At 62.5% G+C, this 12,586-nt stretch carries 14 protein-coding genes; 7 read left to right on the plus strand and 7 right to left on the minus strand.

The genetic code is table 11. From position 1 onward, the window contains the following. The first annotated feature begins 69 nt into the window (after positions 1-69). The 5 genes from ACZYTC_RS07935 (at position 70) to ACZYTC_RS07955 (ending at position 2,055) form a co-directional block, all read left to right on the plus strand. Complete coding sequence (locus ACZYTC_RS07935; RefSeq protein ID WP_441771849.1) at positions 70-336, plus strand: hypothetical protein; 267 nt, start codon at positions 70-72, stop codon at positions 334-336. Between the two features lie 121 nt (positions 337-457). Next, positions 458-832: a Fe-S cluster assembly scaffold SufA gene (sufA, locus tag ACZYTC_RS07940; RefSeq protein ID WP_441771848.1), complete on the plus strand. Its 375-nt coding sequence runs from the start codon at positions 458-460 to the stop codon at positions 830-832. 24 nt (positions 833-856) lie between these two features. Next, positions 857-1,222 (plus strand): TfoX/Sxy family protein, encoded by a 366-nt coding sequence (locus tag ACZYTC_RS07945; protein ID WP_441771847.1) that lies wholly within the window; start codon positions 857-859, stop codon positions 1,220-1,222. Between the two features lie 33 nt (positions 1,223-1,255). Then, on the plus strand, positions 1,256-1,525 hold the full coding sequence (locus ACZYTC_RS07950) for a DUF1467 family protein (RefSeq protein ID WP_434956606.1): 270 nt from the start codon (positions 1,256-1,258) through the stop codon (positions 1,523-1,525). Next, on the plus strand, positions 1,525-2,055 hold the full coding sequence (locus ACZYTC_RS07955; protein WP_441771845.1) for a DsbA family protein: 531 nt from the start codon (positions 1,525-1,527) through the stop codon (positions 2,053-2,055). Before ACZYTC_RS07950 ends, ACZYTC_RS07955 begins: the two co-directional genes overlap by 1 nt. Before the next feature lie 26 nt (positions 2,056-2,081). Here the strand turns inward: ACZYTC_RS07955 and ACZYTC_RS07960 are convergent, their stop codons facing one another. Further along, entirely contained in the window at positions 2,082-3,092 is a 1,011-nt protein-coding gene (locus tag ACZYTC_RS07960) for a zinc-dependent alcohol dehydrogenase family protein (RefSeq protein ID WP_441771844.1), read from the minus strand. A gap of 94 nt (positions 3,093-3,186) precedes the next feature. Between ACZYTC_RS07960 and ACZYTC_RS07965 the strand changes: the two genes are divergently transcribed. After that, a complete protein-coding gene (locus ACZYTC_RS07965) occupies positions 3,187-4,053 on the plus strand; it encodes a LysR family transcriptional regulator (RefSeq protein WP_434956603.1) in 867 nt (288 codons plus the stop codon). A gap of 16 nt (positions 4,054-4,069) precedes the next feature. On the opposite strand, the gene ACZYTC_RS07970 is transcribed toward ACZYTC_RS07965, so the two are convergent. After that, complete coding sequence (locus ACZYTC_RS07970) at positions 4,070-4,360, minus strand: DUF2842 domain-containing protein (protein ID WP_488989256.1); 291 nt, start codon at positions 4,358-4,360, stop codon at positions 4,070-4,072. A gap of 311 nt (positions 4,361-4,671) precedes the next feature. On the opposite strand from ACZYTC_RS07970, the gene ACZYTC_RS07975 reads away from it, so the two are divergent. Then, positions 4,672-5,763, plus strand: coding sequence for a COX15/CtaA family protein (locus ACZYTC_RS07975; RefSeq protein ID WP_488989257.1), 1,092 nt, complete (start codon positions 4,672-4,674; stop codon positions 5,761-5,763). Here ACZYTC_RS07975 and ACZYTC_RS07980 read toward each other — a convergent pair. From ACZYTC_RS07980 to ACZYTC_RS08000, 5 genes are all read right to left on the minus strand, one after another. Beyond that, the gene (locus ACZYTC_RS07980) at positions 5,742-7,028 is read right to left on the minus strand and encodes an O-acetylhomoserine aminocarboxypropyltransferase (RefSeq protein ID WP_434959643.1); all 1,287 of its coding nucleotides are present in this window, start codon (positions 7,026-7,028) and stop codon (positions 5,742-5,744) included. The two genes, ACZYTC_RS07975 and ACZYTC_RS07980, sit on opposite strands and share 22 nt — an antisense overlap. Before the next feature lie 155 nt (positions 7,029-7,183). Then, positions 7,184-7,705, minus strand: coding sequence for a CoA-binding protein (locus ACZYTC_RS07985; RefSeq protein ID WP_488989258.1), 522 nt, complete (start codon positions 7,703-7,705; stop codon positions 7,184-7,186). 30 nt (positions 7,706-7,735) lie between these two features. Continuing rightward, a complete protein-coding gene (locus ACZYTC_RS07990; RefSeq protein ID WP_488989259.1) occupies positions 7,736-8,338 on the minus strand; it encodes a hypothetical protein in 603 nt (200 codons plus the stop codon). Between the two features lie 5 nt (positions 8,339-8,343). Continuing rightward, positions 8,344-9,123, minus strand: coding sequence for an NAD kinase (locus ACZYTC_RS07995; RefSeq protein WP_434956598.1), 780 nt, complete (start codon positions 9,121-9,123; stop codon positions 8,344-8,346). 252 nt (positions 9,124-9,375) lie between these two features. Then, the gene (locus tag ACZYTC_RS08000; RefSeq protein ID WP_488989260.1) at positions 9,376-12,084 is read right to left on the minus strand and encodes an Rne/Rng family ribonuclease; all 2,709 of its coding nucleotides are present in this window, start codon (positions 12,082-12,084) and stop codon (positions 9,376-9,378) included. Between the last annotated feature and the right edge of the window lie 502 nt (positions 12,085-12,586).

Here is a 12,586-nt window from a genome sequence, read left to right on the forward strand (position 1 = left end):
CGCTGGCCAAATGCACATGCCTCCGACTAAGGACAGCCATTGGTTGTTTGTAGGTGGGGGCAATTGGGTATGGGGACTGCGAGCAGGGTGATTTCGATCGGCGAAAGGATCAAGGGTGCCGCCCTGATGCTTATCGGTGGCGTGATCGTATATTTCGCCGTCGATAATTATCTCAAAGTATCCAACGCCCAGATTGGAACCGTGATTCGGATGCCTCGCATCCTGGAATGGTCCTACGACAATTTCGGTCTCGTGCCGTCCGTCATTCTACAATCCATCCTGGGCGGTGCCGTCGTGCTTTTCGGGCTTTTCAAGCTGGTCGCAACGAGGCGTTGACCGTGCCCTGACCGGGCAGGCTTTTTGATCGCTCACGCACTCGCATTTCCAACGGGGCAAGCCTATATTCATGGCGTGATGAAGCACCGGGCCTTGAACCCGGTGTTCTTGGAGTGTTTCAGTGAACAAGGTCCGTCCCAAGTTCAAGGTCGTTTCGCTGACAGATGCGGCGGCCGAGAAGATCAAGGCCATCATGGCAAATGCCGAGCAGGCCTATGAGGGCGTGCGCGTCGGTGTCAAGAATGGTGGTTGCGCCGGCATGTCCTACACGATGGAATATGCTGAAGCTGCCAATCCGCTCGACGAAGTGGTCGAGGACAAGGGCGTCAAGGTTCTGATCGATCCCAAGGCAGTGCTGTTCCTGCTTGGCACCGAGATGGACTACAAGACGGACAAGCTCGCGGCGCAGTTCGTATTCAACAATCCCAACCAAACCTCGGCCTGTGGCTGCGGCGAGTCGGTGGCGATCACACCGGCCGCGAACGGCACCCTTTAAGCGACGAATTGAGGCTTTTGCCGGATGGATCACGAGCATCTGCGCGATCTCTTCGCCGGCATGCCGCGCCTTTCCATCCGCCGCCTGTTCGGCGGGATCGGACTTTATTCCGATGGTATGGTCTTCGCCCTTGGCGGAGCCGACCAGATCTGGATCAAGGCGGATGCGCAGACGCAGCCTCTGTTCGAGGAAGCAGGTTCCCGCCCGTTTCGCTATCAAGGCAAGAACCGGACGGTGCAACTGCCCTATTGGAGCCTGCCTGATAAGGCGCTCGACGATCCGGACGAGGCCCTGAAATGGGCTCGTCTGGGTTTGGCTGCGTCCTTGCGCGCGCCAAGACAGGCGTCTAAAGCAAAGCGTTCCAGGAAGAGCCCGCCGCAGCCATCGTGAGCGTGCTCGCCTCGTCGATATTGGATCATTGCCATGTCCATCGTGCTCTCGATCGCTCTTTTCTTTGTCATCTGGTGGATGACCCTGTTCGCGGTGCTGCCGCTTGGCGTGAAGAGCCAGGTCGAGGGCGGGGAGGTGGTGCCGGGCACCGAAGCCGGGGCGCCTCAAAAGCCGATGCTGTTGATGAAGGCGGGAATCACGACGGCCATCGCCGTCACGATATTCACCTGCGTCTATCTCATCGTGTCCAAGCACTGGATGCCGCACCAGATCTTCGACGTGGTGCCGGATCTCAAGCAGTAATGGCCGTACTCTCGCGAGATATCAGTGCAGACGACCATGTGAAGGGGCTGGCCGACGCGCCGGTCACCCTGGTCGAGTATGGCGATTTCGAATGCCCCTATTGCGGGGAGACCGTGGGCGTCATCGACGGGGTCCAACGCCTGATGGGTGAACGGCTTCGCTATGTCTTCCGGCATTTTCCACTGATCGAACCACATCCCCATGCCCTGCACGCCGCCGGGCTTGCCGAGGCCGCGAGCGAAATTGGCCGGTTCTGGGAAGCCCACCGCATTCTCTATGACAATCAGCACGCGCTGGACGATCGCGCCCTGCGCACTTACGGTCGCAGGCTCGGTCTCGGCACGGACACCGTCGAGGCTGCCCTGGCTGGTCACTATGCGGGCAGGATCGAACTCGATTTCCAGAGCGGCATCGCCAGCGGCGTGAATGCCACGCCCACTTTGTTCATCAACGGCGTTCGCCACGATGGTCGCCGCGACCTCAGGGGCCTGCATGCGGCCTTGCTGGCCGCGGCGGAGCAGCGGGGCTGAAATCATTGCGGGCTGTGGCTGTTGCCTCAATGCCGAAGCACGATCTTGCCGAAATGCGATCCTTCTTCGAGATGACGCAAGGCTTGGGCGATGTCGGTCCAGGGATAGCAGCGATCGATCACCGGTCGGAGCTTGCTGGTGTGGATTGCCCGATTCATGGCCTCGAAGGAGGCACGTGAACCGACCGGAATGCCCCGAACCGTCACCTGGCGCCGGAAGATATCGAGTGGATTGATCGCCCCCTCGGTGCCACCCAGATAGCCGATCACGCTGATCTGGCCGCCTCGACGCACCGCCTTCAGCGACTGGGCAAAGCTTTCGGGGCCGCCGACTTCCAGGATATGGTCGACACCGCGCCCGCCCGTTAGTTCGAGCACGGCCTCGCCCCAGTGCAGACGCTTCCTGTAGTTCACCCCGGCCGTCGCCCCCAGCGCCTTGGCGCGCTCGATCTTCTCGTCGCTGCTGGACGTGACGATCACGCCGGCGCCGGCATTGACGGCAAATTGCAGGGCGAAGATCGAAACCCCACCAGTGCCGAGCACGAGAACGGTGTCCCCGGCTTTGAGGTGTCCCGCCGTGACCAGGGCGTGCCATGCCGTTACACCGGCGCAGGGCAGGGTGGCTGCTTCGAGGTCGGTGAGGTCGGCGGGGGCGGGCACGACAGCCTGTTCATCGAGAGCCGCGTATTCCGCCAACAGCCCGTCGAGCGGACCACCGCGCTGATAGCTCGGTTCCGCCATGTCGAAGCTGCCGCCGACCCAGCGCTGCCAGAAGGTGCTGCAGACCCGGTCGCCGACCGCCACGCGGGTGACGTCCTCGCCGATCGCGACGACTTCGCCGACCCCGTCGGAGATCGGGATGAGCGGAAGCGGAAAACGCGTATGGTAGCTGCCTCGGACGATTTCGAGATCCCGGTAGTTCAGCGCGGTTGCGCGGACTCGGACCACGACTTCCTGGCGCCGCGGTGCCGGTATCGGTCTGTCGACCAGGCGCAGATTGCCGATGCCCGGCTCGCCGTCGACGATGATTGCCTTCATTGGGCTCTCCTTGCCTCACTCTGCTTGGCAAGGATGCGCATGCGGCACATAATATTCAAATTCATAATAGTAAGAATTAATATGCAGGAAATGTATGATGCTGAGCGAGATGCGTACCTTCGTCCTGTTCGCCGAGGAAGGATCGATCCAGCGGGTGGCTGAACGCCTGCCCCTGACCCAGCCGGCGGTCACTCGCCAGATCCAGCGGCTCGAACAGATCCTTGGTTTCGAATTACTCGATCGTCGCCTGAAACCACCCACTTTGGCACCCCTGGGTGTCGAGGCACTAGCGCGGTGTCGGAAAGTCCTGGCTGCCTATGACGAGTTGACCCGGATGGCAAGGCGGCGTGAGCCGGAGGGCGTGCTGCGACTCGGCATTGCGCACGGCATCGCCAGTGGAGCCCTGGCGCCGATCATTCACGATCTGCGGTTAAGGTTTCCGGGCGTGATGCTGCGCTTGACCACCGGGTGGAGCCAGCCTTTGTCCGAGCAGCTTGCGCGCGGCACTCTCGACGCCGCCGTGTTGCTTTCGGCCGAGATAGTCGCCGAGCGCCTGACCATTCTCGGAAAAGAGCATCTAGCAATCATCACCGCCAGCGCCGATGCTGCCGGGAAGGGCGGCGTTTCGATAGACGAGGCTGGCTGGATTCTCAGTCCCGAACCATGCGATGCCCGCAAACGCCTGGCTTTCGAAATGGCTCGGCGGGGGCGGGCGCTGCAGGTGGTTGCGGAAGTCCAGGATTCCAGCCTGCAACTGGCCCTGGTGCGAGAGGGGCTCGGCCTCAGCCTGTTGCCGCGCCGGATCCTGGAACGGACCGCCAATGCGGGCATTGCCGTGCCGGAAGAGACAGGCGATTTCAACCTGGTTCTCGATGTGCAGATGCAGCGTTCACCGCATCTTCGCCTGCTGGATCCGGTCGTCGATATCTTTGCGCAGGCCGTCAGTGCCCAATTGCGGTGACGCGAGAGTGCTGCTCTTACCCCTTGGGCTTGCCCCTGGGCTTTTCCATCCACTTGATGATGAGCATGGCCGGGAAGACCCAGGCAAGGCCCAGAATGGCGTAGAGGATGGGCTGTAGCCAGGCTGGCGCGTCGGTGATACGACCTTCCGCCAGCGCCATGGCGAGGAGGGCGTAGACCACCACCAGGACCAGCATCGCCAATGAACCGACCAGTTTGCGCAGGGACGGGCGCTTGTAGTCCTGGGCCATGATCTCGAACTCCGTGGTCGGCGTCTCTTCGCCAGCTGGAACGGCGTAAGCCGACATGCCGTCGGAGTGCGACGCGAGCGCGCGTTGCCCCTGGCCGGCGATTTCTATATCTGTGCGCCCTAGAGCAAAGCGCGTTCGTGACCGAACGCTTGTTTGCCCTAACTCTTTGTTTCGACGCGTCTTTGCGATTCTAGGTGATTTCCTATAATCACAAAACGCTTTAGAGCAAAGCGCGTTTAATTGTGAACGCTTATTTGCTCCAACTCTCTGTTTCCGAGCCAATCCGCTGGATTGACTCGTGCGTTATTGCCCGTCCTGGCGGTCCCGTCAGATCGCAAAACGCTGTCAGCCGGTCGATCAGGAAAGGCATGCGCGTGGCCGCCATCGCAGACAATCCCGCCATCATTGGCATGAGCCGCGGCCATCTCGCCGCTGTCCGAGCCTGGCTCGTCATCGTGGCCGTGTTGGTGATTGCGATGGTGGTGGTCGGCGGCGCCACACGCCTGACCGAATCCGGGCTTTCGATCACCGAATGGCGGCCGATCAAGGGAACGATTCCACCGCTGTCGGACGGCGAATGGGCAGCCGAATTCGAAAAATACAAACAGATCCCGCAATATGTGAAGCTGAACCTCGGCATGTCGCTGGAGGAATTCAAGTTCATCTATTGGTGGGAATGGAGCCACCGCCTGCTCGGGCGCCTGATCGGCATCGTCTTTGCCGTGCCGTTCCTGATCTTCTGGCTGCGTGGCTGGCTGACGCCAAGGCTCACCGTGAAGCTGGTCGGCTTGCTGGCGCTCGGGGGCAGCCAGGGGTTGCTGGGTTGGTGGATGGTGAAGTCGGGCCTGGCCGACCGTACCGAGGTCTCGGAATACCGCCTGGCGATGCATCTCAGCCTGGCCTGTCTCATTCTCACAGCCATCGTCTGGGTTGCATCCTCGCTCAGGAATGAACGAAACAGCGGGGCCATTCCGGGTGTGGCGAAGGCGATTGCCTATCTGTTGGTGCCGCTCATCCTGGTGCAGATCTTCATGGGCGGGTTGGTGGCTGGTTTGCGGGCAGGGCTTGCCTACAACACTTGGCCGCTGATGGACGGCTATTTCATCCCGGCCCTGAACAATCTCTACATCATGGCGCCGACCTGGGTGAATCATTTCGAGAATGCGCTGACCGTGCAGTTCCAGCACCGCATGGTGGCCTATCTTATCGTGGCGCTGGCCCTGCTGCAGGCCTGGCTGGCGGTTCGAGGAGGCAACGGCCCGGCGCGGAGCCGGGCCCTGCTGGTCGCGGCCGCGGCGCTTGGCCAGGCCGCCATCGGCATCGTCACGCTTGTGCTGGTCGTGCCGCTATGGGCAGGCATCCTGCACCAGCTTGGCGGTGTCCTCCTCCTGACCGCTGCGACGGTGCACGCGCAGCGGTTGGTCGCAGGATCTGCTGCTCAGTTTCCGGCGAGGGCCTGATCGAGGTCGGCGATGATGTCCTTGACATCCTCGATGCCCACGGAGATGCGCACCACGTCCGGACCGGCGCCCGCTGCTTTCTTCTGCTCATCGGACAATTGCCGGTGGGTGGTGGAAGCCGGATGAATGATCAGCGAGCGGGTGTCGCCGACATTGGCGAGATGCGAGAATAGCTTGACGTTCGACACCAGCTGGATGCCGGCGTCATTGCCACCCTTCAGTCCGAAGGTGAACACGGCCCCGGCGCCCTTGGGGCAGTATTTGCGGGCGAGGGCGTTGTAGCGATCGCTGTCGAGGCCGGGATAGGACACCCAGGCCACGCTTGGATGCTCGGCAAGATAGTGTGCCACCGCCAGGGCGTTGTCCGAGTGCTTTTGCATGCGCAGCGGCAGCGTCTCGATACCCGTCAGGATCAGGAAGGCGTTGAAGGGCGACAGCGCCGGGCCGAGATCGCGCAGGCCAAGCACGCGCGTGGCGATGGCAAAGGCGAAATTGCCGAAAGTCTCGCCGATGACGATGCCGTTATATTCGGGGCGCGGCGCCGACAGGAACGGGTAGCGGCCGGAAGCCAGCCAATCGAACTTGCCGCCGTCGACGATGACGCCACCGATCGAATTGCCGTGTCCACCCAGGAATTTGGTGGCCGAATGCACCACGATGTCGGCGCCGAAGTCGATCGGACGGGTGAGATAGGGCGAAGCGAGCGTGTTGTCGACGATCAGGGGGACGCCGGCCTTCTTGGCAATGGCCGCGATCGCGGCGATATCGGTGATGATGCCGCCAGGATTGGCGATGGATTCGATGAAGATCGCTTTGGTCTTGGGCGTCACCGCGGCGGCGAAGCTGGAGGGATCGTTGGCATCGGCCCAGCGCACGTTCCAATCGAACGAGCGGAAGGAATGGTTGAACTGGTTGATCGAGCCGCCATAGAGCTTGTTGGAGGCGATGAACTCGTCGCCCGGCTGCAGCAAGGTGTGGAATACCAGCATCTGGGCGGCGTGCCCGGAGGCGACCGCGAGGGCGGCAGTGCCGCCTTCCAGCGCGGCGACGCGCTCTTCCAGCACGGCATTCGTGGGATTGGTGATACGCGAATAGATGTTGCCGAAGGCCTGCAACCCAAAGAGCGAGGCAGCATGGTCGACATCGTCGAAGACGAAGGATGTCGTCTGATAGATCGGGGTGGCGCGGGCGCCGGTGGTCGGATCGGGCTGTGCGCCCGCGTGCACCGCAAGCGTTGAAAACCCTGGTTGTTGCTCAGCCGACATCATGATCCTCCTTGGATGTTCTTGCAGGATATTTGGCCGTAATGACACGGCGTTGGTGAATTGGTGTCATTGCGAGCGCAGCGAAGCAATCCAGTTTTTGCAGGAGGGCTCCGGATTGCTTCGCTGTGCTCGCAATGACAGGCAGTATCAACAGCCTACCGGCGCAGGCCGAGGCGCTGGAAGCCACGCGGATCGCGGGTGGCGCGTTTGGAGGAAATCGCTCCGGAATTGACACCGGCCCAGCCGATCTCGCCGGAAAGCCGGCCATATTCGATCTTGGGGCAGCGGTTCATCACCACCTCGATGCCGGCGGCTTCGGCTTTCGCGGCTGCGGCATCATTGCGCACGGTCAGCTGCATCCAGATCACCTTGGGCAGGACAGGCAGAGCGAGAACTTCGTCGACGACCGCACCGGCTGCCTCGGAATTGCGGAAGATGTCGACCATGTCCACGGGACCGGGCAGGGTCGCCAGGCTGGCGTAAACCGGCAGGTCCAGGATGGTCTTGCCGGCGAGGCCCGGGTTGATCGGGAACATCTGATAGCCGCGCAGGTTGAGATATTTCAGCACGAAATAGCTCGGCCTGACCTCATTGGCCGAGGCGCCGACCATGGCGATGCTGTGAACCTTGCGCAGGATGTCGCCGATATAATCGCCAGAATAGCTGTCGTGGTTCATTTACAAATCCGCCGGTCGTCGACCGCACAATCAATTGGCTTCGGCTATCGGTTTGAGTTTGTCGAGGAAGGGTTTCACTACTTCGGCATTGCCGGGAAGCGGCGTCAAGGCTTGCAGCGAAGCAAATTGCTCGTCGAGTTGTTGCAACGCTTCCTTCTTCTTTTCGGGGGTGAGGCTCTGATCCGCCTCGATCTCGGCCCTGGCCTTGGCCTTGTCGGCTTCGGGATCGTTCGGGGCGTTGTCGGCCGTGCCGTTGTTGTCGGGGACGTCGGCCTGATAGGCGAGCATCACCGAATTGGTAACGACATCGAGCGTGTCGAGATCCTTGAATTCATATTTGGCCAAGATGGCGTCGATGCGCGTCTTGGCTTCGGCGATATCCTGGAACGCGGGCAGGGAAGCGACCGGATCATCGCCGGGCGTGTCGGAACGGTCGCCATACTTCTTGGCAAGATCGGCAGCAAGGACCGTCAATTCACCACGGGCTGCGATGAATTTCTCCACCATCGACGGGGTCAGCCTGATTTGATCGTCACTCGCACCCGCAGAGCCGGCCAGGAAACACGCCGATAGAGCAAGGCCGGCAGCGAGACATAAACGATGGGCAAATTGCCTGACGGGAGAGGCGTGCATGGTGGCTACCAATCGAATTGTTCGCGCAGAATGCGTTCGTCGAGTGAGTGCCCGGGATCGTGCAGCATGATGAGGTCTTGCGACAAATCCATGGCTATCTCGACGCGCTGCACGTCCTTGACCTCGACATTGTCGCCGACCGCATTGACGGGCCGCTTGCCTGCCTCCAGAACGTCGATGGTGACGCGGGCGCGCTGCGGCAGTATGGCTCCACGCCAACGGCGGGGGCGGAAGGCCGAGATCGGGGTGAGCGCCAGCAAGGGCGCCTCCAGCGGCAGGATCGGGCCGTTGGCCGACAGGTTATAGGCGGTCGACCCGGCCGGAGTCGCCAAGATCAGGCCATCGCAGATCAGGCTTTCCAGCCGCACATGTTCATCGATCGAGATTTTGAGCTTGGCGGCCTGGAAGCGCGCACGCAGCAACGAAACCTCGTTGATGGCATAGGATTTCGACTTCTGGCCGTGCGTGTCGACCGCGCACATTGCGAGCGGATGCACCACGCTGCGCCGGGCCTTGGCCAGGCGGTCATGCAGATCGTTCTCGCGGAACTCGTTCATCAGGAAGCCGACAGAACCGCGATTCATGCCGTAGATGGGAAGTTTGCGCCCCATCAATTTGTGCAGCGTCTGCAGCATGAGGCCGTCGCCGCCGAGAGCGACGACAACCTCGGCCTCCTCGATCGGAACGTCGCCATAGCGAGCGGTGAGCGATTTGAGCGCCTTGCGTGCCGACGTTGTCGCGGTGGCTACGAAGGTAATCTTCTCGAAATGATGTTTGCTGGTCACGAATGAAATCGCATTGGGAATGTTCGCTGGACCAGGGGACAGACGCGCGCCCGGATCCGATGAGTGAGGCAGGCGACGTAAGCCCGGCGCCAGCCTATCGCGAAAGAATGCCGGCTGCCAATGCTCAAAGCGTTTGACGATCTGGCGGAAACACTGGGTGAGGAAAGAATGACCTGCGGTTGATAGGCCCGGCATAAGAAAACGCCGCACTGAAGATCAGTGCGGCGCCTCCAATGATCCTGGGGGATCATGTCATTTCTTCGACCACCATCCGGCCTTCTTCGGCTTGGCCGGGTCGACGGCGTCGACATAGACATAGGCCGAAGGGTTGGACACCACGACTTCGCGCACGGCGGTGGCCACAACCTCTTCCGGTGCCGGCTCGGGGATGGGCTCGACGACAACGGGAGCCGGCGCCTGAGCCTTTTCGGCCTGGACGGGTGCGGCTTCCTGAGCGGGGGCCGGTGCCGGTTCACTGTCTGCTTCGGTCTTGATCGCCACCTGCTTGCGACCCCGGCGCTTGGGCTTCGGCTTTTCCTCGGCAACCGCCTCTGGCACGACTTCGGCGACGGCAGGGGCCTCGACGGCTTCCGCTGCCACGGCCTCGACGGCTGCGGGGGGCGCTGCTGCGGGTGCCTCGGCTTCGGCAACAGCCGCCGTTTCGGCTTGGGCAACAGTCGCCGTTTCGGCCTCGGCCTCGCGACGGCCGCCGCGCCGTCCACGGCGCCTGCGCTTGCCGGCTTCGGCTCCGTCATCCTCGCTCGGCGCCACAGCTTCGGCCGCGGGCGGCGGCGTCACGTCCGCCGCGACAGGGGGCTCGGCGACGATTGGCTCACCGGCAGACACGGTTTCCTCGCCCTCATCTTCACCGTCGTTGTCGTTCTCACCGGCCGCGGCGTTCTGCGTATCCGCCTCGGCGCCGACACCATTGCCCCGACGCCGACGACGACGGCGACGCTTGCGGTTGCGGTTGCCTTCCCCGGATTCGGCTTCGCCATCCGCGACTTGCTGGCGCGGCTTGCGGCCACCCTCGGTTTCCTTTTCCTTCTCGTCTTCCTCCTCGGCCTCGCTTTCGACCTCGGCAATTTCCTCGGCCGGCGGGAAGGAGTCGACCTGAACCGTGGTCGCGACGGGACGCACTTCCAGCGGCGTCGCGATATCGCCGCGCTCGATCAGGTAGTTCTGGCTGCCCACTATGGTTTCATCGGCACTGACGGTGATCAAAACGCCGAACCGGGCTTCCAGCGCGTAGAGATGGCCGCGCTTGTGGTTGAGCACATAGAGTGCGGTGGCCGTCCGGGTGCGCAGCACCAGATTATGCGTGGCGCTCTTGAGAAGCTGATCCTCGAGCGCGCGCAGGATATGCAGCGCCACCGAGGTGACCGAGCGGACATGGCCGCTGCCGCCGCAATGGGCGCACACTTCGGTGGAGGATTCCAGCACGCCGGTGCGGATGCGCTGGCGCGACATTTCCATCAGGCCGAAATGCGAGATGCGGCCGACCTGGATGCGCGCCCGGTCATTCTTCAGGCAATCCTTGAGCTTGCGCTCGACGGCCCGGTTGTTGCGGCTCTCGTCCATGTCGATGAAGTCGATGACGATCAGGCCGGCAAGGTCGCGCAGGCGCAGCTGCCGGGAGATTTCCTCGGACGCTTCCAGATTGGTCTTGAGGGCGGTGTCCTCGATATTGTGTTCGCGCGTGGCGCGGCCCGAGTTGACGTCGATCGAAACCAGCGCCTCGGTCTGGTTGATGACGATATAGCCGCCCGATTTCAGGTTGACCGAAGGCGAGAACATCGCATCGAGCTGGGCTTCCACCCCAAAGCGCTGGAACAGCGGCGCCGCCTCGCGATAGGCCTGGACGTTCTTGGCATGGCTCGGCATGAGCATGCGCATGAAGTCCTTGGCCTCGCGATAGCCATCGTCGCCGGCAACGATCACCTCGTCGATGTCCTTGTTGTAGAGGTCGCGGATCGAGCGCTTGATCAGCGAACCCTCCTCATAGACCAGAGTCGGGGCAGCCGACTTCAGGGTGAGGTCGCGGACATTCTCCCACAGGCGCAGCAGATATTCGAAGTCGCGCTTGATCTCGACCTTGGTGCGCGAGGCACCGGCTGTGCGCAGGATCACGCCCATGCCATCTGGCACGTCGAGCTCACCGGCCACGGCCTTGAGGCGCTTGCGGTCGACGGCATTGGTGATCTTGCGGGAAATGCCGCCGCCACGGGCGGTATTGGGCATCAGCACCGAGTACCGGCCCGCCAGCGACAGATAGGTGGTCAGCGCCGCACCCTTGTTGCCACGCTCTTCCTTGACCACCTGGACCAGCAGCACCTGGCGGCGCTTGATCACTTCCTGAATCTTGTACTGCTTGCGGGTGCGCACCACGCGCTCGGGGATATCGTCGGCGACATCGCCCCCGCCGAGCGCCTCGACATGCTCCTCGTCGCTGCCGGAACCGACCTCGACGATGCCGCCTGAGCCGCCTTCCTCGTCGGAGGTTTCGGCTTCGGGCGCAGGCGTGGAAACGGTAGCATCCGCGTCGGTGGCTTCGGCCGCCTCGGCGCGCTGCGGGCCGCGGTTGCGACCACGACGACGATCACGTCCGCCGCGCCGGCCGCCTTCGCCGCCACCGCCGTTGCCGTTTTCGTCTTCGTCATCCTCGTCCCGATGCGAGCGCTGCTCCTCGGCCAGGAGCGCGAGACGGTCGGCGACCGGAATCTGATAGTAATCGGGATGGATTTCCGAGAAGGCCAGGAAGCCATGGCGGTTGCCGCCATATTCCACGAAGGCCGCCTGAAGGGACGGTTCGACGCGGGTGACCTTGGCGAGATAGATATTGCCGCGCAGTTGCTTGCGATTGGCTGCTTCGAAGTCAAACTCCTCGACGCGATTGCCGCGGACCACCACGACCCGGGTTTCCTCCGGGTGGGCGGCGTCGATCAACATTTTGTTGGCCATTATTATTTTCTCTCTGGCAAGCGCGGCCGGGATCATGCACGGGGCTGCAGGCGACGAACGCCGATACAGCCCTGCCAAGGCGGCAGGCGCTTGCTCTGTTGGCTGGGACAAGGCTCGATGAGGGGCGAATGGTATGTCCCGAAAGCGAAAGCGGCAGTGTTCGTGCAATCCGCTCGGGGAGTGCACGCTGCTTCACTTCACGACGTCCGGGGGATGCTATTGTTTGCATCGCTCCATCACCGGGTTCGGGTCGCGGGACGAATCCCGCGACGGCGCTCTCGGTCGATGGGCGGGACAGGATATCCGACCGGCGCTCGCGCCGATCCGGATCGCTAGGCGATCCGCACGCCACCCGTGATTCTCCTTATCCTCTAAGGACACATCAGTAGCCGAATAATCTCGGCTTGGCCGGCACCGCATACGATCGTCACGCTTTCACGGCGCAACCGGTCTGCAGGGACCATTCTGATGCTCGAATTCGGCATGGTCGGAGAACCATTCG

The organism is Labrys sp. F242 (genome assembly GCF_057813875.1).

Excerpts from the sequence above, each read along its gene's own strand:
- ACZYTC_RS07935 (WP_441771849.1), top strand. The coding sequence starts at position 70 with ATGGGGACTGCGAGCAGGGTGATTTCGATCGGCGAAAGGATCAAGGGT.
- ACZYTC_RS07945 (WP_441771847.1), top strand. The coding sequence starts at position 857 with ATGGATCACGAGCATCTGCGCGATCTCTTCGCCGGCATGCCGCGCCTT.
- ACZYTC_RS07950 (WP_434956606.1), top strand. The coding sequence starts at position 1,256 with ATGTCCATCGTGCTCTCGATCGCTCTTTTCTTTGTCATCTGGTGGATG.
- ACZYTC_RS07955 (WP_441771845.1), top strand. The coding sequence starts at position 1,525 with ATGGCCGTACTCTCGCGAGATATCAGTGCAGACGACCATGTGAAGGGG.
- ACZYTC_RS07960 (WP_441771844.1), bottom strand. The coding sequence starts at position 3,092 with ATGAAGGCAATCATCGTCGACGGCGAGCCGGGCATCGGCAATCTGCGC.
- ACZYTC_RS07965 (WP_434956603.1), top strand. The coding sequence starts at position 3,187 with ATGATGCTGAGCGAGATGCGTACCTTCGTCCTGTTCGCCGAGGAAGGA.
- ACZYTC_RS07970 (WP_488989256.1), bottom strand. The coding sequence starts at position 4,360 with ATGTCGGCTTACGCCGTTCCAGCTGGCGAAGAGACGCCGACCACGGAG.
- ACZYTC_RS07975 (WP_488989257.1), top strand. The coding sequence starts at position 4,672 with ATGCGCGTGGCCGCCATCGCAGACAATCCCGCCATCATTGGCATGAGC.
- ACZYTC_RS07980 (WP_434959643.1), bottom strand. The coding sequence starts at position 7,028 with ATGTCGGCTGAGCAACAACCAGGGTTTTCAACGCTTGCGGTGCACGCG.
- ACZYTC_RS07985 (WP_488989258.1), bottom strand. The coding sequence starts at position 7,705 with ATGAACCACGACAGCTATTCTGGCGATTATATCGGCGACATCCTGCGC.
- ACZYTC_RS07990 (WP_488989259.1), bottom strand. The coding sequence starts at position 8,338 with ATGCACGCCTCTCCCGTCAGGCAATTTGCCCATCGTTTATGTCTCGCT.
- ACZYTC_RS08000 (WP_488989260.1), bottom strand. The coding sequence starts at position 12,084 with ATGGCCAACAAAATGTTGATCGACGCCGCCCACCCGGAGGAAACCCGG.